Source organism: Croceicoccus sediminis (assembly GCF_007570835.1).
Lineage (GTDB): Bacteria > Pseudomonadota > Alphaproteobacteria > Sphingomonadales > Sphingomonadaceae > Croceicoccus > Croceicoccus sediminis.
This window is the reverse complement of sequence record NZ_SUNC01000003.1, coordinates 459,928-483,364: the sequence shown is the minus strand read 5'-3', so window position 1 is coordinate 483,364 and position 23,437 is coordinate 459,928. Positions and strand designations below refer to the sequence as shown.

General features: G+C 64.0%; 21 protein-coding genes and 1 tRNA gene. 19 read left to right on the top strand and 3 right to left on the bottom strand.

What is annotated here, in order from left to right:
* Positions 1–2 precede the first annotated feature (2 nt).
* Positions 3–77, bottom strand: a tRNA-Val gene (locus FAX90_RS12910).
* Between the two features lie 113 nt (positions 78–190).
* Between FAX90_RS12910 and FAX90_RS12905 the strand changes: the two genes are divergently transcribed.
* Positions 191–520, top strand: coding sequence for a DUF3297 family protein (locus FAX90_RS12905; protein ID WP_144097795.1), 330 nt, complete (start codon positions 191–193; stop codon positions 518–520).
* Between the two features lie 12 nt (positions 521–532).
* On the opposite strand, the gene FAX90_RS12900 is transcribed toward FAX90_RS12905, so the two are convergent.
* Positions 533–1,423: a LysR family transcriptional regulator gene (locus FAX90_RS12900; protein ID WP_144097794.1), complete on the bottom strand. Its 891-nt coding sequence runs from the start codon at positions 1,421–1,423 to the stop codon at positions 533–535.
* Between the two features lie 154 nt (positions 1,424–1,577).
* Between FAX90_RS12900 and FAX90_RS12895 the strand changes: the two genes are divergently transcribed.
* From FAX90_RS12895 to FAX90_RS12830, 14 genes are all read left to right on the top strand, one after another.
* Positions 1,578–3,074 (top strand): CoA-acylating methylmalonate-semialdehyde dehydrogenase, encoded by a 1,497-nt coding sequence (locus FAX90_RS12895; RefSeq protein ID WP_144097793.1) that lies wholly within the window; start codon positions 1,578–1,580, stop codon positions 3,072–3,074.
* Between the two features lie 114 nt (positions 3,075–3,188).
* Complete coding sequence (locus FAX90_RS12890; protein WP_144097792.1) at positions 3,189–3,653, top strand: hypothetical protein; 465 nt, start codon at positions 3,189–3,191, stop codon at positions 3,651–3,653.
* Positions 3,653–3,952, top strand: coding sequence for an I78 family peptidase inhibitor (locus tag FAX90_RS12885; protein WP_170234972.1), 300 nt, complete (start codon positions 3,653–3,655; stop codon positions 3,950–3,952). Before FAX90_RS12890 ends, FAX90_RS12885 begins: the two co-directional genes overlap by 1 nt.
* Before the next feature lie 25 nt (positions 3,953–3,977).
* Positions 3,978–5,123 carry an acyl-CoA dehydrogenase family protein gene (locus FAX90_RS12880; protein ID WP_144097791.1) on the top strand — a complete coding sequence of 382 codons (1,146 nt, stop codon included), beginning with the start codon at positions 3,978–3,980 and terminating at the stop codon, positions 5,121–5,123.
* Positions 5,120–6,166: an enoyl-CoA hydratase/isomerase family protein gene (locus FAX90_RS12875; RefSeq protein ID WP_144097790.1), complete on the top strand. Its 1,047-nt coding sequence runs from the start codon at positions 5,120–5,122 to the stop codon at positions 6,164–6,166. Before FAX90_RS12880 ends, FAX90_RS12875 begins: the two co-directional genes overlap by 4 nt.
* Complete coding sequence (locus FAX90_RS12870; protein ID WP_144097789.1) at positions 6,163–6,945, top strand: enoyl-CoA hydratase-related protein; 783 nt, start codon at positions 6,163–6,165, stop codon at positions 6,943–6,945. Before FAX90_RS12875 ends, FAX90_RS12870 begins: the two co-directional genes overlap by 4 nt.
* A 27-nt stretch (positions 6,946–6,972) precedes the next feature.
* The gene (gene mmsB / locus FAX90_RS12865; protein WP_144097788.1) at positions 6,973–7,842 is read left to right on the top strand and encodes a 3-hydroxyisobutyrate dehydrogenase; all 870 of its coding nucleotides are present in this window, start codon (positions 6,973–6,975) and stop codon (positions 7,840–7,842) included.
* 105 nt (positions 7,843–7,947) lie between these two features.
* Positions 7,948–9,327: a ribosome biogenesis GTPase Der gene (gene der, locus FAX90_RS12860; protein ID WP_144097787.1), complete on the top strand. Its 1,380-nt coding sequence runs from the start codon at positions 7,948–7,950 to the stop codon at positions 9,325–9,327.
* 4 nt (positions 9,328–9,331) lie between these two features.
* Positions 9,332–10,501, top strand: coding sequence for a BaiN/RdsA family NAD(P)/FAD-dependent oxidoreductase (locus tag FAX90_RS12855; protein WP_144097786.1), 1,170 nt, complete (start codon positions 9,332–9,334; stop codon positions 10,499–10,501).
* 296 nt (positions 10,502–10,797) lie between these two features.
* Positions 10,798–12,096, top strand: a complete 1,299-nt coding sequence (locus FAX90_RS12850; protein ID WP_205700688.1) for a spinster family MFS transporter — start codon at positions 10,798–10,800, stop codon at positions 12,094–12,096.
* Positions 12,097–12,200: 104 nt separating this feature from the next.
* Positions 12,201–13,283, top strand: a complete 1,083-nt coding sequence (locus tag FAX90_RS12845; RefSeq protein WP_144097785.1) for an NAD/NADP octopine/nopaline dehydrogenase family protein — start codon at positions 12,201–12,203, stop codon at positions 13,281–13,283.
* A 1-nt stretch (position 13,284) separates the two neighbouring features.
* The gene (locus FAX90_RS12840) at positions 13,285–14,295 is read left to right on the top strand and encodes a 3-hydroxybutyryl-CoA dehydrogenase (protein WP_144097784.1); all 1,011 of its coding nucleotides are present in this window, start codon (positions 13,285–13,287) and stop codon (positions 14,293–14,295) included.
* Complete coding sequence (locus tag FAX90_RS12835; RefSeq protein ID WP_144097783.1) at positions 14,295–15,668, top strand: FAD-binding oxidoreductase; 1,374 nt, start codon at positions 14,295–14,297, stop codon at positions 15,666–15,668. Before FAX90_RS12840 ends, FAX90_RS12835 begins: the two co-directional genes overlap by 1 nt.
* Positions 15,665–16,063, top strand: coding sequence for a c-type cytochrome (locus FAX90_RS12830; protein ID WP_144097782.1), 399 nt, complete (start codon positions 15,665–15,667; stop codon positions 16,061–16,063). The genes FAX90_RS12835 and FAX90_RS12830 overlap by 4 nt, the downstream gene beginning before the upstream one ends.
* Here the strand turns inward: FAX90_RS12830 and FAX90_RS12825 are convergent, their stop codons facing one another.
* Positions 16,064–17,020 (bottom strand): AraC family transcriptional regulator, encoded by a 957-nt coding sequence (locus tag FAX90_RS12825; RefSeq protein WP_240704898.1) that lies wholly within the window; start codon positions 17,018–17,020, stop codon positions 16,064–16,066. It lies immediately after the preceding gene.
* A 273-nt stretch (positions 17,021–17,293) separates the two neighbouring features.
* Here FAX90_RS12825 and FAX90_RS12820 point away from each other — a divergent pair, with 273 nt between their 5' ends.
* The 4 genes from FAX90_RS12820 (at position 17,294) to FAX90_RS12805 (ending at position 23,432) form a co-directional block, all read left to right on the top strand.
* The gene (locus tag FAX90_RS12820; RefSeq protein WP_144097780.1) at positions 17,294–18,802 is read left to right on the top strand and encodes an aldehyde dehydrogenase family protein; all 1,509 of its coding nucleotides are present in this window, start codon (positions 17,294–17,296) and stop codon (positions 18,800–18,802) included.
* A 273-nt stretch (positions 18,803–19,075) separates the two neighbouring features.
* On the top strand, positions 19,076–21,358 hold the full coding sequence (locus FAX90_RS12815; protein WP_144097779.1) for a TonB-dependent receptor: 2,283 nt from the start codon (positions 19,076–19,078) through the stop codon (positions 21,356–21,358).
* A gap of 53 nt (positions 21,359–21,411) precedes the next feature.
* The gene (locus tag FAX90_RS12810; RefSeq protein ID WP_205700687.1) at positions 21,412–21,882 is read left to right on the top strand and encodes a hypothetical protein; all 471 of its coding nucleotides are present in this window, start codon (positions 21,412–21,414) and stop codon (positions 21,880–21,882) included.
* Positions 21,879–23,432, top strand: a complete 1,554-nt coding sequence (locus tag FAX90_RS12805) for a GMC family oxidoreductase (RefSeq protein WP_144097777.1) — start codon at positions 21,879–21,881, stop codon at positions 23,430–23,432. Before FAX90_RS12810 ends, FAX90_RS12805 begins: the two co-directional genes overlap by 4 nt.
* Positions 23,433–23,437 lie beyond the last annotated feature (5 nt).

Genomic DNA, 23,437 nt, shown 5'->3' with positions numbered 1-23,437 from the left:
AATGGTGGGCGCGGCAGGGATTGAACCTGCGACCCCACCCGTGTGAAGGGTGTGCTCTACCACTGAGCTACGCGCCCGTTCGCGGGTTACTGGTGGGCCGTGAATCGCCCCCGTCCGCCAACAGAGGCGCGCCTTTGCCAGAGCGCAGGGCGATTGACAAGCGCGTGCTTGAGATTAGAGCCCTCAGACCATGAGCGAAGACGAAAACACGCCCGTAGAGAGCGCCCAGGCCGCAGCCGAAGTCGCGCCCGCCGCGGACGACGTACCGCCCGATCGGCTGGCCATCAGCCCGCGCAGCCCTTTTTTCGATGCTGAAAAGCTTCAGCGCGGCGTCGGTATCCGCTTCAAGGGCGCGGTTCGCACCAATATCGAGGAATATTGCATTTCCGAAGGTTGGGTGCGCGTACAGGCCGGCAAGTCGATGGACCGCAAGGGTAACCCGCTGACCATCAAGCTGAACGGCCCGGTCGAAGCCTGGTACGAAGACCTGGGTGACGAACCACCGGTCGCCAAGGCCTGATCGGAAGGCGACTCATTCGGGCAGGAGCGCGGCGCGCTCCCGCTTGACGAGGCGCAGTAGCCAGTTTCGGAAAACCTGCACGCGTTCGAGCTGGTGCGTATCGCGGTGCGTCACCAGCCAGTAGGTGCGCGTGATCCTTTCCTCCGGGAATACCGGTACCAGTTCGTCGTGCCTGTCGGCGGCAAAACAGTGCAGCACGCCCAGCCCCGCACCGGCAACCACGAGGTTGTGCTGCGCATTGATGCTCGACGATCGCAGCGTCGGTTCAAGCCCCGGATGCAGCCTGTCCAGGTGGCGCAGTTCGGGCATGTGCAAGAGGTCGGGCACATAGCCGACCAGCCGGTGCCCCCGCGAAAGGTCTGACGGTTTTGACGGTGTACCATGCCGCGCCAGATATTCGCGCGAGGCATAGAGCCTGAGCGCATAGTCCATCAGCTTGCCCGCGATGAGCGGCCCCGATCGCGGACGCGACAGCACGATGGCGACGTCTGCCTCTCGCTTGGTAGGGCTTAACAGGCCCGGCGTGACGGCAAGGTCCACGGTCAGCCGCGGATGCGCCTGTGCGAATTCCTCCAGATGCCAGGGCAGGAACGAGGAGGCGAAACCTTCAGGCAGGGCGAGGCGAAGCGTGCCGGTCACGCTCTCCCCGTGTCCTGCTGCAGGTTCGCCTATACCCGATGCCGCGCGCTCCATCGCCTCTGCCCTGACGAGCAGCGCCTCTCCCGCCTCGGTCAGGACTTGTCCCTCGCGCGTCTGTTCGAACAGGCGCTGGCCGAGCGATCGTTCCAGCCGGCGCAGTCGCCGCCCCATCGTCGTGGCGTCGACGCCCGAAGCCTCTGCCGCCGAGGCCAGCTTTCCCGCCCGCGCGATCGCGAGGAAATCCTGAAGGTCGTTCCAGTTCATCGTAGTTCGGCCACGTTACGTCCCAAGCTGCAAAAACGCAGGCTACTGTTGCACAAGTGGTCATTGCCTGCAATTTCGCTTGAGAGTAAATCCGCAGCGAAGGATGGACCGCGGGTGCCTATTTCCGCGGCCACGGCAAGAGAGGATCATCCCCATGCGCCTTATCGATCATTTCATCACTGGCGGCGCTGGCGGCGCGGCAGGCCGCACCAGCGACGTCTACAACCCCTCGACCGGTCAGGTTCAGGCCCAGCTCAAGCTTGGCGATGCGGCCCTGCTCGACAAGGTCGTCGCCACTGCGAAGGAAGTGCAGCCCGCATGGGCCGCGACCAACCCGCAGAAGCGCGCCCGCGTCATGTTCCGGTTCAAGGAACTAATCGAACAGAACATGGACGACCTGGCGCTGATGCTCTCCAACGAGCATGGCAAGGTGATCGACGACGCCAAGGGCGACGTTCAGCGCGGTCTTGAAGTCATCGAATACGCCTGCGGCATTCCGCAGGTGTTGAAGGGCGAATATACGCAGGGCGCAGGTCCGGGCATCGACGTCTATTCCATGCGTCAGCCGCTGGGCATCGGTGCGGGGATCACCCCGTTCAACTTCCCGGCCATGATCCCGATGTGGATGTTCGGCATGGCGATCGCGGTCGGCAACGCCTTCGTGCTGAAGCCGTCGGAGCGTGATCCCTCGGTCCCCAACCGGCTCGCCGAACTTTTCCTTGAAGCGGGTGCGCCCGAGGGCCTGTTGCAGGTCATCCACGGCGACAAGGAAATGGTCGACGCGATTCTCGACCATCCCGATATCGCCGCCGTCAGCTTCGTCGGTTCGTCCGACATCGCGCACTATGTCTACAAGCGCGGCGTTGCCGCCGGCAAGCGCGTCCAGGCCATGGGCGGGGCGAAGAACCACGGCATCATCATGCCCGATGCCGACCTCGACCAGGCGGTCAACGATCTCATGGGCGCGGCCTATGGTTCGGCTGGTGAACGCTGCATGGCGCTGCCCGTCGTCGTTCCCGTCGGTGAAGACACGGCAGAGCGCCTGAAGGAAAAGCTGATCCCGGCGATCGACGCGCTGCGCCCAGGCATCTCCACCGATCCCGAAGCGCACTACGGCCCGGTCGTGACGAAGCAGCACAAGGAAAAGGTCGAGGCCTGGATCCAGAAGGGCGTCGACGAAGGCGCGGAGCTGGTCGTCGACGGTCGCAACTTCTCGCTTCAGGGTTACGAGGAAGGCTTCTTCATCGGCCCGTCGCTGTTCGACCATGTCACCACCGACATGGAAAGCTACAAGGAAGAAATCTTCGGCCCGGTCCTGCAGATGGTCCGCGCCAAGGATTTCGAGGAAGCGCTCTCGCTTCCCAGCCAGCACCAGTACGGCAACGGCGTCGCCATCTTCACCCGCAACGGTCATGCCGCGCGTGAATTCGCCAGCCGTGTCAATGTCGGCATGGTCGGCATCAACGTGCCGATTCCGGTGCCGGTCAGCTATCACAGCTTTGGCGGGTGGAAGCGTTCGGTGTTCGGCGACACGAACCAGTACGGCACCGAAGGCCTGAAGTTCTGGACCAAGATGAAGACCGTGACCCAGCGCTGGCCCGATGGCGGCGGCGACGGTTCGAACGCCTTCGTCATTCCGACAATGGGCTGATCCGGGCGGACTGGCCGCGGTGTCTAAGACGAATTGGTCAGCTATCGGCGGGGACACAACGGGGCTATCAAGCGTTGCGTCCGGTATGACCGGACGAACTGAAAGGTAACGCTGATGCGCTTTGCTTTCCCCGCCGCCGTTGCAGCCGTCTCGCTGCTCGCTCTTGCCGCTTGCGGCGAAACGAGCGCGCCTGACGGCGTCAACACGCAAGACGCCAACGCCGCGACCGACACCGCCGACGTGGCCGTGGCGGCTGCGTCCGAAGAACTCGAAAAATCGATTCCCGCCCCGCTGCGTGGCACTTGGGGCATGGTCGATGCCGATTGCACGTCGCAGGCCGGCGATGCCAAAGGCCTGCTGAAGATCAATTCCAACTCGCTGGTCTTCTATGAAAGCGTCGGCAGGCTGGACCAGGTGATGGAGCGTGAGGCTGACCGGCTGGTCGCGAAATTCGCCTTTACCGGTGAAGGCATGGAATGGTCGCGGACCGAGACGCTGACGCTCGACGGCACGACACTGACCCGATCGACCGATGCGGGCGACGCGCAGGGGCCCTTTACGTACCAGAGGTGTGGCTGATGATCCGTCTTGCACTGCTTGCCGCCCCCGTCCTTCTGGCGGGCTGCGCGACCACGACGACCGAGATGTCGGAGCCAGTTCGCATCGGTGCCGACGGCGCCTGCGATGCATCCGATGCACAGGCGATGCTGGGCATGACCGCTTCGGCCGAGGTGGGTGCGCAGCTGCTGGAGGCTACCGGCGCGCGCACTTTGCGGTGGGCGCCGCCGCGCTCTGCAATGACGATGGATTTCAGGCCCGACCGCCTGACCGTGTCCTACGATGACGATATGAAGATCGACCGGATCAGCTGCGGCTGACCGGGCCGGAGAGAAGAGGATTAGCATGAGCGACCAGTTCGGTCTTAGCGAGGATCAGCTTGCCATCCAGGAGATGGCCCAGCGTTTCACCGCCGACAACATCACCCCCCATGCCGCCGAGTGGGACGAGGACCACGTCTTCCCGCGCGACACGATCAAGCAGGCCGCCGAACTCGGCTTCGCCTCGATCTACGTGTCCGAGGAATCGGGCGGGATCGGGCTCGGCAGGCTGGACTCGGCGCTCATCATGGAGGCGATGGCCTATGGCTGTCCTTCGACCAGCGCTTTCATCTCGATCCACAACATGGCCTCGTGGATGATCGACGCCTATGGCTCGCAGGAGGTGAAGGACCGCTATCTTCCCGACCTGATCACGATGGACCGAATGGCCTCGTACTGCCTCACCGAACCGTCCTCGGGATCGGACGCGGCGGCGCTTCGCACCAAGGCGGTCGACAAGGGCGATCACTGGGAAGTGACCGGTTCGAAGCAGTTCATTTCGGGCGGTGGCGAGAACGAGATCTACGTCACCATGGTCCGCACCGGCGTGGATGGCCCCAAGGGTATTTCCTGCGTCGTGATCGAAAAGGACATGGAAGGCGTGTCCTTCGGCGCGCAGGAAAAGAAGCTGGGTTGGAATTCTCAGCCGACCGCGGCGCTGATCCTCGACAACGTGAAAGTGCCCAAGGCCAACCTCGTCGGGGCAGAGGGGCAGGGCTTTTCGATCGCGATGGCAGGACTTGACGGCGGCCGTCTCAACATCGGTGCCTGTTCGCTGGGCGGTGCACAGCGCGCGCTGGACGAAGCGATCGCCTATACCAAGGATCGCACGCAGTTCGGCAAGGCGATTGCCGATTTCCAGAACACGCAGTTCACGCTGGCCGAAATGGCTGCCGAACTGGAGGCGGCCCGCGCGCTGCTCTACATGGCGGCGGTGAAGGTCACCGAAGGCGCGCCCGACAAGACGCGGTTTGCCGCGATGGCCAAGATGATCGCGACCGAGACCGGATCGAAAGTCGTCGACCGCGCGCTGCAGCTGTTCGGCGGCTACGGCTACCTCAAGGAATACCCGATCGAGAAGCTGCTGCGCGATCTGCGCGTCCACTCGATCCTTGAAGGCACCAACCAGATCATGCGCATGATCGTGGGAAGGGACCTGGTGAAGTCATGACCGAGAACATCCACATTCACCGCCATGGCGCGGTCGGCCACTTGTCGCTCAACCGGCCCAAGGCGATCCATTCGCTGACCCTCGACATGTGCGAGGCGATGATCGCCGCGCTGACCGAGTGGAAGGACGACGATGCCATCAAGGCGGTGATCGTCGATCACGCAGAGGGTCGCGGGTTCTGTGCAGGCGGGGACGTCACCCTGCTGCGCAAGTCCGCGCTTGAGGACGAGGGCGCCAGCGGACGTCACTTCTTCGATGTCGAGTACAAGCTGAACCACCTGATGTTCACGTACCCCAAGCCCATCGTCGCCTTCATGGACGGCATCACGATGGGCGGCGGCGTCGGCATATCGCAGCCTGCGAAGTATCGCGTCGCGACCGAGAACACGAAGTTCGCGATGCCCGAAACCGGCATCGGCCTCATCTGCGACGTCGGCGGCGGCTGGTACCTGTCGCGCCTTCGCGGACGGCTGGGCCAGTTCCTGGGCCTGACCGGCGCGCGGCTGGACGGGGCCGAATGCCTCGCGGTCGACCTTGCGACGCATTACGTGCCGCACGAACGCCTGGCCGAGGCGAAGGCCCGCATCATTTCGCACCCCGACGATATCGAAGGCACGCTCGAAGGGCAGTCCTTCGCCCCGCCGCCCGCGCGGATCAGCGGCAATCTTGAACTGATCGACCGGCTGTTCGCCTCAAACCGGCTGGAAGACATTATCGCCGCGCTTGAAGCGGATGGCGGCGAATGGGCGGGCAAGGAGCTGAAGACGCTTCGTTCGAAAAGCCCCTCGGCCTGCAAGAACGTGCTGAAACAGCTCGAACTGGGCGCCGCGTGCGAAACCTTTGCCGACAACATGGCGCTGGAACTGCGCGGGGCATCGCGCGCCATCACCCGCCACGACTTTTCAGAAGGCGTCCGCGCGCTTCTGGTGGACAAGGACAACAACCCGCAGTGGCAACCCGCCACGCCCGAAGAGGTGAGCGAGGAGAGCGTCGAGAGCCTCTACGCCCCGCTGCCCGCAGACCAGGAATGGAAACCGCTATGAGCTACGAAACGATCCTCACCGAAACGCGCGGCGCGGTCACGCTGATCACGCTGAACCGGCCCAAGTCGCTGAACGCGCTGAACTCGACCGTTCTGGCCGAACTGACCGACGCGTTCGGCAAGTTCGAGGCGGACAAGTCGCAGCTTTGCGCGGTGCTCACCGGCAGCGGCGAAAAGGCCTTTGCCGCGGGCGCAGATATCAAGGAAATGTCGGACAAGCCTGCCGCCGACTTCTACATCGAGGATTTCTTCGCCGGCTGGACCGCCGATATCGTCAAGAAAGTCCGCAAGCCGTGGATCGCGGCCGTCAACGGCTTTGCGCTGGGCGGCGGGTGCGAACTGGCGATGATGGCCGATTTCATCATCGCGGCCGACACGGCGAAGTTCGGGCAGCCCGAAATCAAGCTGGGCGTTGCCCCCGGCATGGGTGGCTCGCAGCGCCTGACCCGCGCGGTCGGCAAGGCGAAGGCCATGGAAATGTGCCTGACGGGCCGCATGATGGACGCCGAGGAAGCCGAACGGTCGGGCCTCGTCACGCGCATCGTGCCGCTGGCCGACCTTGTCGAAGACGCGATGAAGACTGCTACGACCATCGCCTCGATGCCGCCGCTGGCCGCGATGATGAACAAGGAAATGGTCAACACCGCGTTCGAAACCACGCTGGACCAGGGCCTGATCGCCGAACGCCGCATGTTCCAGGTGCTGACCGCGACCGAGGACAAGGCCGAGGGCATGGCCGCTTTCGTCGAAAAGCGCGCGGGCAACTGGAAGGGGCGCTGAGGCGCACCCCTTGAGAGGAAAACAGACATGAAAATCGCATTCATCGGCCTTGGCAACATGGGCGGCGGCATGGCCGCGAACCTGGCCAAGGCAGGGCATGACGTGTCCGCCTTCGACTTGTCCGAAGAGGCACTGGCCCGCGCAAAGGAAAACGGCTGCAAGCCCTTTACCAACGTGCGCGAAGCCGTGGCAGATGCCGAAGCGGTCGTCACCATGCTGCCCAACGGCGCTATCGTGAAATCCGTACTGACGAACGACGTCATCGGCCATGCGCCCAAGGGCGCGCTGATCCTCGATTGCTCCACCATCGACGTCGCCACCGCGCGCGAGATGGTCGAGACCGCGACGGCGGCCGGTTACGAAATGGTCGACGCGCCGGTTTCGGGCGGCATCGCGGCGGCCAATGGCGGGAACCTCACCTTCATGGTCGGCGGCACCGACAGCGCCTTTGCCAAGGCCGAAACCGTGCTCGAACCGATGGCCAAGGCGGTGATCCGCGCTGGCGAGGCGGGGGCCGGACAAGTCGCCAAGATGTGCAACAACATGCTCCTGGCCGCCCACATGATCGGCACGTGCGAGGCGATGAAGCTGGCCGAACGCAATGGCCTCGATCCGCAGACGTTCTACGACATCAGCTCCAAGTCGACCGGATATTGCTGGTCGCTCAATGACTACACCCCGGTTCCGGGTGTCGGCGCGGCCAGCCCGGCCGACAACGATTACGCCGGTGGTTTCGCCGTGGCCCTGATGCTCAAGGACTTGCGCCTTGCCATGGCCGCCGCCGATGCGAGCGATGCGCAGGTGCCGCTGGGCCGCAAGGCAGCCGAAATCTACGAGGAAGCCGACAAGGCCGGTCTGGGCGGCAAGGACTTCGGTTCGATTTTCACGACGCTCTAGAGAGGCTTCAGACCGCTCATTGCAGTCGCTGCGCCCGGCACGCCAAGTCGCCGACTCTCTAATTTCCTTGCGAAATGCGCGCCAAGTCGCCACTTGGCGCGCATAATGCTTCCACAAGTCGTCATCATAGGTCGCCCCAACGTGGGCAAGTCGACCCTGTTCAACAGGTTGGTCGGCAAGAAGCTCGCGCTGGTCGACGACCAGCCGGGTGTGACTCGCGACCGCCGAATCGGCGATGTCGAACTGCTGGGCCTGAAATTCCAGATCGTCGATACCGCTGGCTGGGAGGACGAGGACGCCGCTTCGCTGCCGGGCCGGATGCGCCAGCAGACCGAGGCCGCCCTTGTCGGTGCCGCCGCGGCACTGTTCGTGATCGACAGCAGGGTCGGGCTGACCCCGATGGAAGAGGAAATTGCCCGCTATCTGCAGCGTTCGTCGGTGCCGATCACCGTCGTTGCCAACAAGGCCGAGGGCAAGGCCGGCGACGCAGGCATTTACGAGGCCTTTTCGCTCGGCTTCGGCGATCCCGTGGCGATGAGCGCGGAACACGGTGAAGGCGTTGCCGACCTGTTCGAGGCGCTCTTGCCGATCCTCGAGCCGCTGCAGCCCGAAAAGGAAGAGTTCGAGCCGTTTGAGGACGACGAGGACAGGCCGCTCGGCCCGCTGCAGCTGGCCATCGTGGGCCGCCCCAACGCGGGCAAGTCCACGCTCATCAACCAGTTCCTGCAGGAAGATCGCCTGCTGACCGGGCCGGAAGCCGGGATTACGCGCGATTCGATCGCCATCGACTGGACTTGGCACGACCCGAAAACGGGCGAGGACCGCGCGGTCAAGCTGATCGACACCGCCGGGATGCGCAAGCGCGCGAAAGTGACCGACAAGCTGGAAAGGCTGGCCGTCGCCGATGCACGTCACGCGATCGACTATGCCGAAGTCGTCGTGCTCCTGCTCGATGCGACCAAGGGGCTGGAAGTGCAGGACCTCAAGATCGCGAGCCACGCGATCGAGGAAGGCCGCGCCCTGATCATCGGCATCAACAAGTGGGACGTGGCAGAAGACCCAAGCGGGCTTTTCAACGGCATCCGTGCCGCACTGGAAGAAGGCCTGGCGCAGGCGCGCGGCGTGCCGCTGGTCGCGGTATCGGCGCGGACCGGCAAGGGGCTGGACAACCTGTTGAGCGCCGCGTTCGAAACGCGCGAAATCTGGAACAAGCGCGTGCCTACCGCCGCCTTGAACCGCTGGTTCGACGATGCGATGGGCGCCAATCCGCCGCCAGCACCGGGCGGCAAGCGGATCAAGCTGCGCTATATCACGCAGACCGGCGTGCGCCCGCCGCGCTTCGTGGTCTTCGGCACGCGGCTCGACGACTTGCCCGAATCCTATCGCCGCTATCTCGTCAACGGGCTGCGCCGCGATCTCGGTTTCGGATCGGTGCCGGTGCGCCTGATGCTGCGTAGCCCCAAGAACCCCTTCGCGAAAAACTGAGGCGATGACACACGACGTCATCGTGCTCGGCGCCGGGGCGGCGGGCCTGATGTGCGCTGCCCGCGCGGGGCAGCGCGGACGCCGGGTCGTGCTGATCGAACATGCCGACGCACCGGGGAAGAAGGTCCTGATTTCCGGCGGCGGACGGTGCAATTTCACCAACCTCGATGTCGCGCCCGATCGTTACCTGTCCGCCAATCCGCATTTCGCAAAGTCGGCGCTGGCCCGATATACCGCGCGCGACTTTCTGGCTCTGGTCGAGAGTTATGGCATCGCCTGGCACGAAAAGACGCTGGGCCAGCTGTTCTGTGACGGTTCCGCGCGCCAGATCGTGGACATGTTGCTGGACCAATGCGCGAAAGGCGCGGTCGACCTGCACTGCGGCGAAAGTATTGCCAACGTGCGGCATGGCGAGGGCGGTTTCACGGTTGAAACCCCCGGCGGGACTTACACGGCACCTGCTCTGGTCGTCGCGACCGGCGGGCCGTCTATTCCCAAGATGGGCGCGACGGGCTTTGCCTATGACCTTGCGCGCCAGTTCGGCCTGAAAGTCATCCAGCCGCGCCCCGCGCTGGTCCCGCTGACGCTGGGCGGGGAAGACCTGCTGTTCCGCGAACTGTCGGGCGTTTCGACCGAGGTCGTGGCCGGGGCGGGCAAGGCGAAGTTCCGCGAGGCCGCGCTGTTCACCCATCGCGGCCTGTCCGGCCCCTCGATCCTGCAGGTCTCGTCCTACTGGACCCCCGGCGCGCCGGTGACGGTGGACTTCCTGCCCGACGCGGATGCCGAAATCCTGATCGCGGCAAAGGCCGACAATCCCAGGGCCACGGTGCGATCGACGCTGGGCGCGCTGATGCCCGACCGGCTGGCCGGCGAACTTTCCGACCGCATCGGCATCGCGGTTCCGCTGGGCGACGTAAAGGACAAGGCCCTGCGCACCGCGGGCGAGAAGCTCAAACGCTGGACCTTTCATCCCAACGGCACCGAAGGTTTCGCCAAGGCCGAAGTGACCGTCGGCGGCGTTGCCACGGCGGAGCTTTCGTCGAAGACGATGGAGGCCGGAAAAGTACCAGGACTTTATTTCATCGGAGAGGCCGTGGACGTGACCGGCTGGCTGGGCGGCTACAACTTCCAGTGGGCCTGGGCGAGCGCGGTCGCCTGTGCCGAGGCGCTCTAACCGCTTCCTGCTGCAAAACCGCGCAAAACGGTGCCGAATGCGCATCGGCCTTGCACAATTGGCATAGCGGGCACTGCCGCGCGTACTAGGGTCCGGGGCCAAGGGTTGTCGCATGGCCGGCAGCCAGCGCGCAGGCGTTCAAACCATTTCAAGGCCACCCTACTGGCCCGCCCCTGCATCGGACGCGGGGGCGGGCCTTTTTTGCGCATTGCGGACAGATACGTCCAATCGCGGTTTGACAGGGTCGTACAGGTGGCCAAGCATCGCCGCCTGGCAAGACGCGACGGGACAGGCTGATGACGAACGGAGCGGGTTACACGGACCGGGCCGGATTCAAGAGCTGGTACGTCGTCATCATCTGCATGCTGGCGTACATATTCTCTTTCATCGACCGGCAGATCCTGGCCCTGATGATCGACCCGATCGAACGCGACCTTCAGATCAGCGATACCCAGTTCGGCCTGCTTCACGGCCTTGCCTTCGCGATCTTCTACGCCACCATGGGCATCCCGCTCGCCAGTCTGTCGGACCGGGTGTCGCGCCCGGCGGTGATTTCAGCAGGCATCGCAATCTGGAGCGCGGCGACCGTGTTGAGCGGGTTTACCCGCAGCTTTGCGCAGCTATTCGTGGCGCGCATATTCGTCGGCGCGGGGGAGGCAGCCCTCTCGCCCGCGACTTATTCGCTGATCAGCGATCTTTTCCCGCGCGAAAAGCTGGGCCGGGCGGTTGCCGTCTATTCGATGGGGTCTTTTCTTGGCGTGGGGCTCGCGTTCCTGGCGGGCGGCGCGGTGTCGGCGCTGGTGGGGGAAAGCGGCTCTTTCTCGATGCTGGGCATGGAAATGCGCGCATGGCAGGCGGTGTTCGTGATCGTCGGCGCGCCGGGGTTTCTCCTCGCGCTCGTCATGATCGCGACGGTGCGCGATCCGGGGCGCAGCGGCGCACGGTCCGAAGTCCTGCCGATTTCCGAAGTCCTGCGCCACATGGCGCGGGAAAGGGCGATCTACATCCCGCACATAACCGGGTTCACCTTTGCCGCCGCGGCGCTGTTCGCCGTGCTCGGCTGGGCGCCCGCGGTCCTGATCCGCGGGTTCGACCTGGGGCCGGCACAGGCAGGCGTCTGGCTGGGCGGACTGGCGCTGACCGCCGGGGTTGGCGGCGTGGTGTTCAGCGGCTGGGCCGTCGATGCCCTGACGCGGGCGGGAATGGCCGCCTCTCCTTTCGTGACGGGCATGATCGGCGCGGTCGGAACGCTGCTGTTCGCCGCTGCCTTGCCCTTTGCCGAAACCCTGTATGCCTGTCTTACGATCATGGCGGGTTTGTTGTTCTTCGCCTCGTTTCCCATGCCGCCTTCGACCGCCGTCATGCAGATCGCGGCGCCCCCGGCCATGCGCTCGCGCGTGTCGGCGCTGTTTTTGTGCAGCAATTCGCTGATCGGATCGACGCTGGGCGCGCTTTTGGTCGGCGTGTTCAACGATACCCTGTTCGGCGGTGCCGGAGTCGCTCTTTCGCTGGGCCTCGTGGCGGGAGGGGCGGCCATGCTGTCCGCGATCATCCTGGCCTTCGGGTGCAGGCCCTTTGCACGTTCTTTCGCCTGAGGGCGCGATTGCTGCGGATTTCGGACCCCGCGTTCCGATAGCGAATAGAGGGGCATCGGGCCCGGCTGCATAAAGCTTCCCGACAAGGAACCAAGGGGATTGCAATGCGGGTTGCCGTACTGGGCGGAGGACATGGTTGTTATGCCGCAGCCGTAGAGATGAGCGAGCGGGGTTTCGAAACCTGGTTCTGGCGCCGTGATGCAAAGGCTTTCGGCCCGGTTCTCGAGAACGGAGCGATCCGGGTGAAGGACTTCAAGGGCACGCGCGAAGTCGTGGTGGCCCATCCGACCACGTCGCTGGAAGAGGCGATCACGAATGCCCAGCTGATCGTCATCCCTTTGCCCGCCACCACGCACGACGACTTGGCCCGCCAGTGCGCGCCGTACTGGAAAGACGGTCAGGTCGTGTTCCTGCCGCCCGGCACGCTCGGTTCGCTGGTCTTTGCGAGGGCGGCAAAGGATGCGGGCAATACTGCCGACGTGACTTTCGCGGAAACCGGCACGCTGCCCTATCTCGTGCGCAAGCACGGCCCGGCCGACATCGTGGTCAGCGTCTATGCCACCCGCCTGCCGACCGGCGTCTTTCCGGCGAAGAACGCAGGCCATGCTTTTGAAGTGCTGAAACAGGCATATCCCTCGGTCGAGCCGATCGAGGACGCGCTGTCGGGCGGGTTGATGAATGCCGGGCCGATCATCCATCCCCCGCTCATCCTGATGAACGCAGGGCCCCTAGAGCATTTTCCTTCGTGGGACATTCACAATGAAGGGACGCAGCCTTCGATCCGGGCGGTCACCACCGCGCTGGACAACGAACGTATCGCCGTTCGCGAGGCGCTGGGTTATGGCGCGCCGCACTTTCCGCTGGCCGATCACTACGCGGCCGACGGCGACGAATGGATGTATGGCCGCGCCGCGCACGAAAAGCTGACCGACAGCGGCGACTGGCGCGAGAAGATCGACCTGCACACGCATCGCTACATGCTGGAGGACACGCGCCTCGGCCTTTCGATGATCGTGTCCATCGGTCGCTGGGCGGGCTGTCCGACCCCGGTTGCATCGGGTCTTCTGGCCGTCGCCAGCGCGGTGACGGGCAGGGACCTCTACGCAGAGGGGCGGACGCTGGAAAGCTTCGGTCTCGACGGTCTTGACCGCGCGGGGATGGACAAGTTCCTTGCCGAAGGGTTCTGAGATGACGGGCGGCGGTGACAAGACCAAGGGTCTGGTCGCGGCAGTCGGCGCAGGCCGGATGGGCCGGGGCATCGCCATCGCCTTTGCGGCAACCGGCCGTGACGTGGCGCTCGTCGACGTGAAACCGAGAGAGCCCGAGGCGGCAGCCGCGCTGCGCAAGAACGCGATGGACGAGATCGAACGCGACCTCGACTTTCTCGTCAGGCTCGGCCTGCTGGACGACAAGGGCGCAAGGAAAGCGGCAGGCCATGTCCGCTTCGCCGACAGGGACGCAGCTCCCGCGATCTTGGCGCAAAGCGCGATCGTGTTCGAAGGCGTTCCCGAAACGCTGGATGCAAAGCGCGCCGCCTTCGCCTTCGTTTGCCAGTACGTGCCAGACGATTGCATCATCACTTCCACCACGTCCACGATCGACCCGGAAGAACTGATCGGCTTCGTGGACAGGCCTTCGCGCTTCCTCAACGCGCACTGGTTGAACCCGGCCTACCTGATGCCGCTGGTCGAACTCGCCCCGGCGACGGTCACCGATGAAGATGTTGTCGGCAGGACACGGGCGATCCTGTCGGCAGCAGGCAAAGTGCCGATCGTGTGCCGCGGGGCGCCGGGTTATATCGTGCCGCGCATCCAGGCCCTTGCCATGAACGAGGCAGCGCGCATCGTCGAGGAAGGCGTCGCCAGTGCAGAGGACGTGGACCTTGCCGTGCGGACCGGTTTCGGCATTCGCTTCGCGGTCCTGGGCCTGCTCGAATTCATCGACTGGGGCGGCGGCGACATTCTGTATCATGCCAGCGATTTCCTTTCGGAAAAGGTCGATCCGGCCCGTTTCAAAGCGCCTGAGATCGTTGTCGACAACATGCGCGAAGACCGGCGCGGCCTGCGCGACGGCAAGGGTTTCTACGACTACGCAGGTATCGATGCCGATGCCTATCGGGCGCAGCGCCTGTCGGAGTTCGTCGAGATGCTTCGTTTGCGCGACTTGGTTCCCCCGTTCGCGCAAGGGGACGCCGACTGATGTTGGCCGAGCGGCTGGCCGAAATCGTGGGCCCGGGCAACGCCTTTGCCCCCGACATGATCGAGCCCCGCTATCTCGAGGACGAGACCGCAGGGGCGAGCGGCCGGCCATCGGGACTGGTCCGCCCGGCCACGACCGGGGAACTGTCGCAGGTCATCGCCCTGTGCCACGAAAACGGATGGCCGGTGGTGGTCCAGGGCGGAAGGACGGGCATGACGCGCGGGGCATTGCCGCGTGACGGCGAGCTGATCGTCTCGCTCGAAGGGATGAACGCAATCACGGACATCGACCCGGTTGCCGGAACACTGGTCGCCGGGGCGGGCGTCCCGCTGGAGACCGCGCAGAGAGCGGCGGCAGATGCCGGGTGGCAGCTGGCGGTGGATATCGGTTCGCGTGGCAGCTGCACGATCGGCGGGATGATCGCCACGAATGCGGGCGGCACGCAGGTTTATCGCAGCGGCATGATGCGCGAACAGGTGCTCGGGCTGGAGGCGGTCATGGCCGACGGGACGGTGATCTCGTCGATGCAGCCGATGATCAAGAACAATGCAGGATACGACCTCAAGCAATTGCTAATCGGAAGCGAGGGCACGCTCGGCATTGTCACGCGGGCGCTCCTGCGCTTGCGGCCCGCCGTGTCCGGGCACGAAACGGCGCTTTGCGGTCTGCCGGACTATGGTGCGGTCTTGAACCTGCTGAGCGTTCTGGAAAGGCGCTGTCCGGGCAAGATTGCCGCGTTCGAAGTGATGTGGCGCAATTTCTTCGACGCGGCGGTCGCACCGGGCGCATTGCCCGATCCTTTCGACCGGAAGCACGAATTCTACGTCCTTGTCGAGACCGAGGGGTTCGAGGACGGCGTGCTGCCTGCGACGCTTGCCCTGGCGCTGGAAACCGGGACGATCGAGGACGCGCTCGTCGCGCGGTCGGGCACCGATCGGGACCGGTTCTGGGCCTATCGCGACCATATCGGGGAAATCACCCGTTCGATGGCAGTCGTCGAACCGTTCGACGTCGGCGCACCGCTCGCGCGGCTAGGAACCCTTGTCGCAAGGATCGAGCGTGAATTCGCCGAACGCCTGCCTGGCTGCCGGTCGGTCTTTTTCGGTCACATCGCCGACGGCAACCTGCATGTCGCGATCGAACTGGGAAGCGAGGACCAGAGGATCGTTTCCGAACGCATCGTCTATGACGCGGTGCGCAAAGTCGGCGGTACGGTTTCTGCCGAACACGGCATCGGCATATTGAAACGCGACTGGCTCAGCCATTCTAGAAGCGAGGCCGAGATTGCGATGATGCGCCGCCTTCGCGCGGCTTTCGATCCCGGCGGCATCCTGAACCCCGGCCGTATTTTCGAACAGGAGAAACCTGCATGATCAATCCAATCCGCGGGCTGGCTGCGGCCGGAATCTTGGCACTTGCCGCGCTTGCCGTCCCGCAACCGGCGCTTCACGCGGCGGACGGCGCGGCAAAGATGCCATCGGGCGAGGCGCTGTTTCGCGGGCGGGCCTGCGCTGCGTGCCATTCGGTCAAGCCCGGGCAGAACCGGGCGGGGCCGTCGCTTGCCGGGATCGTCGGGCAGCCGGTCGCGGCGGCGAAAGGATACAGCTATTCCCCCGCGCTGAAGCAGGCGGGCGGCAAGTGGGACGAAAAGAAGCTCGACGCGTGGCTTGCCGATCCCAAGGCTGTCGTGCCGGGCACGAAGATGGTCACAAAGGTTCCGTCGGCGCAGGACCGTGCGGCTATCATCGCCTATCTCAAGGCGAACTGATTATCCCACCCTTCGCGTGCGAAGGGTCTCGGACGGGCTGCAACCGTACTGCTGGCGATAATATTGCGCATAGCGGCCGAAATTCACGATCCCGCAGTCGAGCATCTGTTCGGTCACGCTCGCCTGCGGATCTCCGGTCGACAACGCATTGTGCAGCCGTTCCAATCGGTGTCGGCGAACGTATTCGACCGGGGTCATGCCCAGGAACTGCTTGAAGCCGTTCTGCAGGCTGCGCACGCTGACGCCGATCCGGACGGCGAGGTCTGCCACCGATATGCTGTCGTCGAGGGAATCGTGGATGATTTCACGCGCGCGGCGCACGTGCCAGGGGGCCAGATCGTTGCCGCGAAGGGCGATCTGTTCCGAATAGGTGTTGCAGTAGTGGTTGAGCAGCATTTCCACCATCAGCATCGCGTATTGCCGCTGGGTATTGGCGTTGGCCATGAGACCGGGGCCCATTTCGGACTGCATGATCAGGTGTGACAGGAGGTTGCGCCAGACTTGCGGCAATTCGCGCCCGCGTTCGCTGTCGCTGAAGAACTCGACCGGCCGATTGACCGGGATGTGCAGGCACTGCGTCAGGTAATCCTCGAAGGCACTTGCCGCGATCCTGACGGTCAGGTGGCGGCATTCCTTCGACATCCGGATGCGGGTGCTCTTCCCGGGACAGGTGATGTAGAGGTTGTCGGGCCGGATAAAGCCTTCGACGCCGTTGGACCGGACAGAGGTCGATCCCTGTAGCGAGGCGTGGATCAGGAAATGCGAATCGAGATCGATCGGATCGATCGTGACTTCCGATCCGTACTGGATGTCGACCAGTTGCGCGCGGGCGAAATTGAAGCAGGCCAGCTTGACCGACATGGCGGCAGGATTGCGCATGTCCATGCCGTGCGGTGCCAGTCTTCTGCCGACGAAATCAATGACTTCGTCAGGGTCGCTGGACTGGAACGTCCGCACTGGACGCCCCGAGTTTTCCTGGCTTTGTTGAAGCAAGTGACCCCCTTTCGCCCGTTTGCGGGCTGCTCGCGTCCGTGCCTTCTTCCTTTGACTTTTTTTTGTAAGAGATGCTGGATTAGCTGAATTGTCAAGTAATTCCAGAATCGTGCGCCTGGCCGCAAAAGGCGGGCCGAAACCTGCCAAATGCGTACCCTTGCTACGCGTTCTGAATAGCGGACGGCGTTGCCGGGCCCATACTCTACGCCAGTGAATTACGCATTTTCCGGAGAGTTTATGTCCGAAGTCATCGACGATCAGCGCAGCCATCTTTCGCCGGCCGCGAAGCAGTTCGTGTCCAGCCCGCTCAAGATGCTCATCGACGGTGAGTGGGTGGATTCGCAAAGTGGCCGCACCATCGCGGTCACCGACCCGGCGACCGGCAGGGAAATCACGACCGTCCCGGCTGGCTCTTCCGCGGACGTCGACCGCGCCGTTGCGGCCGCCCGCCGCGCATTCGAAGGCAGCTGGGCCGCGGTGCGCCCCGTTGCGCGCGAAAGGATGCTGCTCAAGCTGGCCGACTTGCTGGAGTCTGCCGCGGACGAGTTCGCGGAGCTCGAAACGCTGGATAACGGCAAGATCCTGATGATGTCGCGCCATGCCGATCTCAATCTTGCGATCGATTCGCTGCGCTACATGGCAGGCGCTGCGACCAAGATCGAGGGCACGACCATCGACCCGTCGTTCGCCTATGTTCCTGACATGCGTTTCACGTCCTATACGCTGCGCGAACCGGTCGGCGTCGTTGGCCAGATCATCCCCTGGAACTTCCCGCTGGTCATGGCAGTGTGGAAGATCGCGCCTGCGCTGGCTGCCGGTTGCACCGTCGTGCTCAAGCCTGCGGAAGACACGCCCATCACCGCGCTCCGCCTTGGCCAGCTGATCGCGGAGGCCGGGATTCCGGGCGGCGTCGTCAACATCGTGACCGGCGATGCGGAACCGGGCCAGGCGCTGGTCGATCATCCGGGCGTCGACAAGATCGCCTTCACCGGATCGACCGAAGTGGGCAAGATCATCCAGCAGCGCGCGGCCGCAACGATGAAGCGCCTCTCGCTCGAACTGGGCGGCAAGTCGCCTGTCGTCATCCTCAAGGATGCGGACGTGAACATGGCGATCGCGGGCGCGGCCCAGGCGATCTTCTTCAACCACGGGCAGGTCTGCACGGCAGGTTCGCGCCTGTTCCTCGATCGCAGCATCTACGACGCGGTCATCGACGGACTGGCGCAGGTCGCCGATGGTTTCAAGGTCGGTTCCGGTTTCGATCCCGACGTGCAGATGGGGCCGCTGGTTTCGGCGGCGCAGCGTTCACGCGTGCAGGGCTATCTCGACAAGGGCGCGTCCGAGGGCGGGCGGCTGGTCACTGGCGGAGGGACGATCGAGGGCGCCGGTCACTTCCTGCGCCCGGCGGTTTTCGCCGACGTCACGCCCGACATGACGATTTATCGCGAGGAGATCTTCGGCCCGGTCCTTGCCGCGACGCCTTTCGACGATCCAGCAGAAGCCATGAAGCTCGCCAACGACACCAGCTATGGCCTGGGCGCCAGCATCTGGACCAATGACCTGCAGCAGGCGAACCGGTTCATTCGCGGCATGAAGGCGGGTAGCGTCTGGGTAAATGCACACAACCTGCTCGATCCGGCTGTGCCGTTCGGCGGTTATCGCATGTCGGGTTACGGGCGTGAGCTGGGTCATGCGGTCCGCGATCTCTACACCGAATCGAAGTCGGTAACGATGGCCCTCTCCTGAGGCTCCCCACCATCGAAGCCCGAAAGGGGCGCGTTCCGTACAGGGACGCGCCCCTTTCTTGTCTGCGCGCCCGTCCTTCGCACCATGGCAGGTTCGGTCGCAGCCATCGGGTCACGGCCAACCCTGTCATTTTTCCTACACAAGACGAACAATCGCTTCGCAATGCGGATAGCTGGCCGCCGCTGCTGATGACAGCTTCCGATACCAAGGTCGGCAAGAAAAAGACCGCCGCAATCGCAGGGCTACGTTCTCACGGTTCTCAAGGGGGTATCTATGATCAATTCCAAATCGTGGTCGGGCCGGATTGCGGCCTGTCTCGCCGCTTCGTGCGCCATTGCCGGTTTCGCCACGCCCTCGCTCGCCCAAGATAGCGAAGCGGAAGAAAACGGTCTCGAGGTCATCACCGTCACGGCGCGCAAGCAGACCGAGGATCTCCAGTCGACCCCGATCTCGATCACCGCGTTCAGCGCCGAACGGCTTGAGGCGCAGGGCATCACCCAGGTCAACCGCATCCAGGACTTCACGCCGAACCTGACGTTTGCGAACATCCCGTCGAACAGCGGTATCGCGTCGAACGCTGCGGTCTATATCCGCGGCATCGGCCAGAACGACTTCGCCCCCACGGTGGAACCGGGCGTGGGTATCTATATCGACGGCGTCTATCTTGGCCGCACCGCGGGCGGCGTCTTCGACCTGATCGACGTTGCCTCGGTCGAAGTGTTGCGCGGGCCGCAGGGCACGCTGTTTGGACGGAACACGATCGGCGGAGCGATCAACATCACCACGATTCAGCCCGACGACATGCTGCAAGGCAAGTTCGACCTGAAATACGGGACGGACAACCTGGTCGTGGCGCGCGGCATGGTTTCGGGCCCGCTGACCGATAGTCTCTTTGCCAAGATCAGCGCCGGGATCACCAGCCAGGACGGCTATGTCGATGCGCCCGCGCTGGGCACGAAATTCGGCAACCGCGATTCCAAAACGGTGCGCGGCGCCCTGCGCTTTGCGCCGTCCGGCAGCCCGATCGACGTGACGCTGGCTGCCGACTATTCGCGCGACAAGAGCCACGGCGCGCCGGTCGTTATCACTGGTATCGACGAGACGGCGATGGGCAGCTTCGTCACGCTTCAGAATCTGATCGCGTCGGGCATGACCAGCCCCTTCTTCTGCCTTCAGGCCGACCAGATCGCCAACACGGGCTGCTATAACGCCCGCCTTTTCAGCGACGACACGAACTATTCGACCACGGATACGTTCTCCGACCTCGAAATCTGGTCGGCCTCGCTCACCATCGGGTATGACCTTGCCGACGACATCGAGTTCAAGTCGATCAGCGCACTTCGCCGGATCAACGGGAAATTCGCCCAGGACCGCGATGGGTCCAACCTCGCCATCAACGAGGTTTACGATGACTTCTCACAAAAGCAGTTCAGCCAAGAATTCCAGATCGTCGGCACGGCGCTGGACGATCGGCTCAACTGGGTCACCGGCCTCTACTATTTCGAAGAAAGCGGCGGCGACATCAATCCGATCGACTTCCTCGTCGTCAGTGCCCAGTCGGGCGGCTATTACGACTACGAGAACTGGGCCGCTTTCGTGCAGCTCGGCTTCGAAGTGGTCGATGGCCTGACCGTCACGGGCGGCCTGCGCTATACCGACGACAAGAAGACGTACCTTCCCGACCAGTACGTGATCGACACGCTGGAGCCGTTTCTCGTCCTGCCCGCCGGCACGCGCCTTGCCCCTTACGAGGACGCCAAGACGCGGGTGAAGAAATGGACCCCCATGATCAACCTGTCGTGGGAAGCGACGCCGGACTTCATGGTCTATGCGACCTATTCCGAAGGGTTCAAGGGCGGCGGCTATACGCAGCGCGTGTTCCCGCCCGAACCCTCGCTGCCCAGTTTCGAGCCGGAGACGGTCAAGTCCTACGAGGCGGGTTTCAAGCTCATGGCGCTGGGCAATTCGGTCCGTCTGAACGGTGCCGGTTTCTATACCGACTACAACCAGATGCAGCTGCTGGTTGCCGATTCCACGCGTGTCGGACCGTTCATCACCAACGCCGGCAAAGCGCGTATCCAGGGACTGGAACTGGAAACCAACATCGCACCGGGCGGCGGCCTGCGCATCAACGGCGCGGTTGGCCTGACCGATGCGAAATTCAAGGAACTGGACGCCGGGGTGCAGGGCCTGACCCTCGATTCCGAATTCGTTTACGTATCGAAATGGACGTTGAGCGCATCGGCCGAAAAGGAATTCTATCTCGGCACTTCGGGGATGATCACGCCGCACGTCGACTGGTCGTACCGCTCCGGCTTCTTCACCAACGCCAACGGCATCAACACGCCCGAACTCTATCAGCCCGGTTACAGCGTGTTCAACGCGAACCTGCGCTGGGAGGACGAGGACGAACAACTCAGCGTGACGCTTGGCGTCGACAACATCGCCGACAAGAAGTTCCGCACCTTTGGCGACTACCAGCCCTCGTTTGGCTTCTACATGCAGGCGTTCGATCGCGGGCGTCAGTATTACGCCAAGCTCGGGTATTCGTTCTGATGCCGGGCGGTATGCCGGGACTGGCCCTGTCGCGCCGGGCCTTGATGGGAAGGATGGCCGTCTGTGCCGCCCTTTCCGGCATGGCCACGGCCGCGCGCGCGGCCGAGGCGGGCGTCGCGACCCTTGCGCCGCAAGTGCGCTCGACCGCTGCGCTGATGCACGTGGCATTCCCGCATGAACGGCTCGACGCTCAGTTTTATGCCCGTGTCGCGCTCGACTATCTGGCGGGGATCGAGGGCACGCCCGCTTCGGACGAGCATGAACGCGGGCTCGCGCTCCTAGATGGCTCGCACATCGCGCCCTTTGCCAACCTGCCCTGGCCGATACAGCGTTCGATGGTCGCGAAATACGACCAGGAGCCGTTCTTCAAGATGCTGCTGATGCGCGGCGCAGAGCTGATCTACCGCGACAAGAAGGTCTGGGACATGGTCGGGTACGAAGGCTCCTCGCTCGAATACGGCGGATACCTGCACCGCGGCTTTGACGACATCGACTGGCTTCCGGCGACCGGAGACGTGAATTGACGACTTATTCGCTCGACGACAGCTCGGTCTTCGTCGTCATCGGTTCGGGCGCCGGAGGCGGCGTCCTTTCGAACGAACTTGCGCAGAAGGGGCACAACGTGATCTGCCTCGAGGCCGGGCCCCGGCTCGGCTTCGGCGACATCGTCAATGACGAGGCCGAGATGTTTGGCAAGCTCACGTGGCTCGACCCGCGCATGGCGACGGGCAAGCCGGACCCCAACTTCCCGGTCTGGAACTGCAAGACGGTGGGCGGCACGACGATGCACTGGACCGGCGCCTGCCCCCGGTTCGAGCCCTATGAAATGCAGGCCCGGACCACGTATGGCGAAATGTCCGACACGACGCTGGTCGACTGGCCCATGCCGCCCGAAGCGATCGCGCCGTGGTACGACAAGGCCGAAATCCGCATGGGCGTGACCGGGACCCAAGGCTATCCGCACCTGCCGCCGGGCAACAACTACAAGGTGCTGGAAGCCGGCGCGCGAAAGTGCGGCTATAGCGACATCGACACCCACAACATGGCGATCAATTCGATCGATCGGGACAACCGTCCATCCTGCCATCAGCTCGGCTTTTGCACGTCGGGCTGTGCGGTCGGGGCGAAATGGTCGACGCTTTACACCGAGATTCCGGCAGCGGAGGAAACCGGCCGTTTCGAACTGCGCCCTGGCGCCATGGTCGTGGCCATCGAAATGGACGACGACAACCGCGTATCGGGCGTGACCTATCTGCAGGACGGCAAGCGTATCACGCAAAAAGTGCGCGCCGTGGCGGTGGCGGGCAACGTGGTCGAGACGACCCGGCTCCTGCTCAACAACAAGAGCGAGCGGCATCCCGACGGCCTTGCCAATTCGAGCGGGCTGGTGGGCCGCAACTACATGCGCCACTTCACGATCCAGGTCATGGGCGTGATGCCGGGCAAAGTGAACTTTCACCGCCAGACGCACCTTGCCGGTGTCGTGCGCGATGAACGCAAGCATGATCCGTCACGCGGATTTGCGGGCGGGTTCTTGATCTCTACCGTGCCCTTTACGCCGGAGATACTGGCCAAGAACATGCTGGTTGGCGGCTGGGGCCGCGATCTCACCTCGGTCCTCGACAAGTACGACCAGCTGGCGGGCATGCTGCTGACCGGCGAGGATCCGCCGCAGCTTTCCAATCGGATCACGCTGCACCCGGAAGCACGCGACGATTACGGCCTGCCGGTCCCCGTCATCCATTACGAGGACCATCCCAACACGATCGCGATGAAGGAATATGCCTGGAAGGTCGGGCGGCGTATCTACGAATCCCTGGGGGCGGAACAGGTGGTGGAAATGGGCGACTACATTCCCGCGACCCACAACATGGGCACCGCGCGGATGGGCGACGATCCGACGCAAAGCGTCTGCACCCCCTTCGGGCGCACGCACGACGTGGAGAACCTGTTCATTTCCGACGGTAGCCTGTTCCCTACTGCGGGCGGCTGCAACCCGACCCTGACGATCGTTGCCCTGGCGCTACGCCAGGCGGAGCATATCGACGGCGAAATCCGTGCGGGCAGGCTTTGACGCGT

What these genes read in the sequence shown, in the direction of transcription:
- FAX90_RS12905 (WP_144097795.1), top strand. Translation starts at nt 191, where the DNA reads ATGAGCGAAGACGAAAACACGCCCGTAGAGAGCGCCCAGGCCGCAGCC.
- FAX90_RS12900 (WP_144097794.1), bottom strand. Translation starts at nt 1,423, where the DNA reads ATGAACTGGAACGACCTTCAGGATTTCCTCGCGATCGCGCGGGCGGGA.
- FAX90_RS12895 (WP_144097793.1), top strand. Translation starts at nt 1,578, where the DNA reads ATGCGCCTTATCGATCATTTCATCACTGGCGGCGCTGGCGGCGCGGCA.
- FAX90_RS12890 (WP_144097792.1), top strand. Translation starts at nt 3,189, where the DNA reads ATGCGCTTTGCTTTCCCCGCCGCCGTTGCAGCCGTCTCGCTGCTCGCT.
- FAX90_RS12885 (WP_170234972.1), top strand. Translation starts at nt 3,653, where the DNA reads ATGATCCGTCTTGCACTGCTTGCCGCCCCCGTCCTTCTGGCGGGCTGC.
- FAX90_RS12880 (WP_144097791.1), top strand. Translation starts at nt 3,978, where the DNA reads ATGAGCGACCAGTTCGGTCTTAGCGAGGATCAGCTTGCCATCCAGGAG.
- FAX90_RS12875 (WP_144097790.1), top strand. Translation starts at nt 5,120, where the DNA reads ATGACCGAGAACATCCACATTCACCGCCATGGCGCGGTCGGCCACTTG.
- FAX90_RS12870 (WP_144097789.1), top strand. Translation starts at nt 6,163, where the DNA reads ATGAGCTACGAAACGATCCTCACCGAAACGCGCGGCGCGGTCACGCTG.
- mmsB (WP_144097788.1), top strand. Translation starts at nt 6,973, where the DNA reads ATGAAAATCGCATTCATCGGCCTTGGCAACATGGGCGGCGGCATGGCC.
- der (WP_144097787.1), top strand. Translation starts at nt 7,948, where the DNA reads ATGCTTCCACAAGTCGTCATCATAGGTCGCCCCAACGTGGGCAAGTCG.
- FAX90_RS12855 (WP_144097786.1), top strand. Translation starts at nt 9,332, where the DNA reads ATGACACACGACGTCATCGTGCTCGGCGCCGGGGCGGCGGGCCTGATG.
- FAX90_RS12850 (WP_205700688.1), top strand. Translation starts at nt 10,798, where the DNA reads ATGACGAACGGAGCGGGTTACACGGACCGGGCCGGATTCAAGAGCTGG.
- FAX90_RS12845 (WP_144097785.1), top strand. Translation starts at nt 12,201, where the DNA reads ATGCGGGTTGCCGTACTGGGCGGAGGACATGGTTGTTATGCCGCAGCC.
- FAX90_RS12840 (WP_144097784.1), top strand. Translation starts at nt 13,285, where the DNA reads ATGACGGGCGGCGGTGACAAGACCAAGGGTCTGGTCGCGGCAGTCGGC.
- FAX90_RS12835 (WP_144097783.1), top strand. Translation starts at nt 14,295, where the DNA reads ATGTTGGCCGAGCGGCTGGCCGAAATCGTGGGCCCGGGCAACGCCTTT.
- FAX90_RS12830 (WP_144097782.1), top strand. Translation starts at nt 15,665, where the DNA reads ATGATCAATCCAATCCGCGGGCTGGCTGCGGCCGGAATCTTGGCACTT.
- FAX90_RS12820 (WP_144097780.1), top strand. Translation starts at nt 17,294, where the DNA reads ATGTCCGAAGTCATCGACGATCAGCGCAGCCATCTTTCGCCGGCCGCG.
- FAX90_RS12815 (WP_144097779.1), top strand. Translation starts at nt 19,076, where the DNA reads ATGATCAATTCCAAATCGTGGTCGGGCCGGATTGCGGCCTGTCTCGCC.
- FAX90_RS12810 (WP_205700687.1), top strand. Translation starts at nt 21,412, where the DNA reads ATGGCCGTCTGTGCCGCCCTTTCCGGCATGGCCACGGCCGCGCGCGCG.